Source organism: Coprococcus intestinihominis (assembly GCF_040096555.1).
Taxonomy (GTDB): Bacteria; Bacillota; Clostridia; order Lachnospirales; family Lachnospiraceae; genus Coprococcus_A; species Coprococcus_A intestinihominis.
This window is the reverse complement of sequence record NZ_JBBMEK010000347.1, coordinates 1-2,819: the sequence shown is the minus strand read 5'-3', so window position 1 is coordinate 2,819 and position 2,819 is coordinate 1. Positions and strand designations below refer to the sequence as shown.

The following is a 2,819-nucleotide window of genomic DNA, read 5'->3' as shown; positions in this document are numbered from 1 at the left end:
TTGGCAAGAGGAAAAAGGATAAGGCTGAATAAAACAGCAATCTGGCGGTGGTGGGCAAAACCTGCCACCGCCTTTTCTTTGAAAGGGGTGATACCATCGGACGCATTTTAGTGATAGAATTCAATGACCAGGATTCGTCGGTCTTTGACGAAGTGATGGCTGTATTGAAACATCATTCCGCCTTTGAACAGTTGCGTTTTAATGAGGAAGATGTGTTATCCCTTCCGAGACTGGAAATATACCCGGATCGTCGCAAGATATACCGGAACCGCCGGGAAATCAATCTGACTGCAAAGGAATATGACCTACTATGTCTGCTGGTGGCAAATAAAGGCCGTGTCCTTACCTATGAACAGATTTATCAAAGGATATGGGGCGAGGAACCACTCGGCAATGAAAGTAATACCATAGGGTGCCATATCCGCAATCTGCGGGAAAAGCTATATGAAGCAGCGCCGGATACACCTTTTACGATACGATGTGTCCGGGAGATCGGATATTGTTTTGACATGGAATCTAAATAGTATGGTTTAAGGAGCAGCGGCTTGAAAAATCAGGCCGCTGCTTTTCCGATAAGATTGTCCAAATTCCGGCCAAGTCTGATTTTATGCGACTTTCTGGCCCTATTTCCTGTCGCAACTTGCGATATATTATGCCGTTTCTACTGTTAATCTAAGGTTATTCTACTGTTTTGTACAATATAATCTCCCCATTGACAAATTCATGTGGGGAAATAAGAGGTGTTTTAGCGTTCTTTCCCCGGTAAGGGGGATTTATGGAACGGATTGGAATGGCGGCAGGAGCAAACCCGCCGAACAAAAACCAACGAAACAGCCTCGTACATACCGCAGTCCTTGAGGGGATTGCGGTATTTTTTTGTTCGACAGGGTTTTGCTTATTCCCGTCCCGGTTTCTAATATCTGGCAAGAATCACCAATTTCGCGCACCTGCTTTACCGTGGGTGCGCTTTTCTTTTGTCGAAAAATGGAATTGTTTGCGCTGTCTGCGCCCCTATCAGTGTGACAAAAGCCTTCTGCCGCATTGCCGCGGCCCTCCAATCGGTCTGGATTTCTCAAAAAAATTCAGAATGATTGGAGGTACTCAGCGTGGATGCTGACAGAAAAAGGTTATGGATCAGCGGGCAGTTCATTGAGGTATCAGAGGAAGTCTACGCCGTCTATATGCAGGGCGACCGGAAAATGCGATATTTTGAGAATGACCTGAAAACAGAACGGACCGTTTTGGACAAGGAAGGCCGTGTGGTAAAAGTGATCCCCAGCCGGGAGGATTCGCGGGACAGGCTTGCGGAAGATCAGGCGGCACAGTTTGCTGACCGGTATGAAAGCGTGGAGGAAGCTGTTTTACGCAGGCTTTCCATTCAGGAGCTATACCAGGCGTTAGAGCAGCTCAGCCAGAGCGAAAAGGCCCTGATTAAAGCCATCTTCTTCGACGGCAAGACGGAAGGGAATATGCGGAGGAATTGGGCGTATATCATAATGCGGTACATACCCGGAAAATGCGTGTCCTTAAAAAATTGAAAAAAGTTTTGGAATAATGTGTGCAAGCCCCTCACTTAACGGCAAAGAAAGTGAGGGGCTTTTTTTCTGGCCTCCATGTTCCTTGAAAATTGAATACCCATTCATCAGGCACATTCCCATTGCTATTGTGATGAGCATAAGCCACATGAGCTGCTGCGCCACGATATACCGGTCAGGAGACAGCGAGGACGCCACCGATCTGAATTTTGAGGTCTTAGGTCTGTCCTGTCCGGTATGGAGCGAGAAACGGCAGGCCCTAAGTGCCGGGCGGCCCCCGGCATGGCGATGACAGGCAATGGGGCTAACGATACTCCTGCCCGGCCATAAAGTCGAGCGTTGAAGCGGCGCGCTGTATGCACCGTGATCCGTCGCAACAAGTGGGGGCAGCTCGGAGTGATCCTCGGAGGGGTGAGATTCCCGTGGAGCTGGTAAGCCGCCAGCCGCCTTGATGACTTCCCAATAGCAGACCGGGGTGTCGAGGACAAATTGGTTTGCACTACATAGGCGGTCATACCGCTGAATTTTCAAAAGGAGGACAGAATGAAGATGAGCAGGACATATCTGCGCGGCGATATATATTTTGCCGATCTGGATCGGGGTGTTGGCTCCGAACAGGAGGGCTGCCGTCCGGTGGTCATCATTCAGAACAATGTGGGCAACCGGCACAGCCCTACGGTCATTATCGCCGCCATCACAAGCAGGAAGGAAACGAAAGAAAAGCTGCCCACACATTACTATGTTGGATTGGAAAACGGTTTGGACCGGCCATCCGTCATCATGCTGGAGCAGATTCGCACCATAGATAAACAGCGCCTGGAAAGATATGTGGGGCGTTTGAATGAGGAGCAGTTAAGCGGGCTGGATTGCGCCCTGGCAATCAGCCTTGATTTGAAACATCATATTCCTGATGCGCTCGTTATGAGCCTTTGCAGCGTCTGTGCGGAGAATTTCCGAAATGCAGGCGCTTATTTTTTGCGCCGGGTGGACCCTGCGCAGACAGAAAAGGACACCTGCAGCTATTGCAATCAGCGCAGAGGATTTGATTTTGTTGTGATTTCAAAACCAGTGAATAAGTGAACGGAGGATTGTTTGTGGAAACTGCATTTGTTGAGGAAGTAAAAAGAAAGATTCAAGTTCCGATTTGGGAAAAAAGTAACCTGACCATAGATGAAGCGGCGGAGTATTCCGGCATAGGGCGAAATAAGTGATGTTGTATAAATAAAGTTGACACCTTATTCTCAAAGAATTCATGTATAATAAAGAGAATAAGGAGGAACTCTC

Annotated in this window: 4 protein-coding genes; all 4 read left to right on the top strand. The window is 48.4% G+C overall.

Annotated features, from left to right (window positions below):
• Positions 1–110 precede the first annotated feature (110 nt).
• The 4 genes from WMO25_RS16935 (at position 111) to WMO25_RS16920 (ending at position 2,746) form a co-directional block, all read left to right on the top strand.
• Positions 111–524 (top strand): winged helix-turn-helix domain-containing protein, encoded by a 414-nt coding sequence (locus WMO25_RS16935; protein WP_349086339.1) that lies wholly within the window; start codon positions 111–113, stop codon positions 522–524.
• Between the two features lie 582 nt (positions 525–1,106).
• Positions 1,107–1,538, top strand: coding sequence for an RNA polymerase sigma factor (locus tag WMO25_RS16930; RefSeq protein ID WP_349086337.1), 432 nt, complete (start codon positions 1,107–1,109; stop codon positions 1,536–1,538).
• 540 nt (positions 1,539–2,078) lie between these two features.
• A complete protein-coding gene (locus tag WMO25_RS16925) occupies positions 2,079–2,615 on the top strand; it encodes a type II toxin-antitoxin system PemK/MazF family toxin (RefSeq protein ID WP_349086336.1) in 537 nt (178 codons plus the stop codon).
• Between the two features lie 14 nt (positions 2,616–2,629).
• Positions 2,630–2,746 (top strand): excisionase, encoded by a 117-nt coding sequence (locus WMO25_RS16920; protein WP_349086333.1) that lies wholly within the window; start codon positions 2,630–2,632, stop codon positions 2,744–2,746.
• The last annotated feature ends 73 nt before the right edge of the window (positions 2,747–2,819 follow it).

Excerpts from the sequence above, each read along its gene's own strand:
- WMO25_RS16925 (WP_349086336.1), top strand. The coding sequence starts at position 2,079 with ATGAAGATGAGCAGGACATATCTGCGCGGCGATATATATTTTGCCGAT.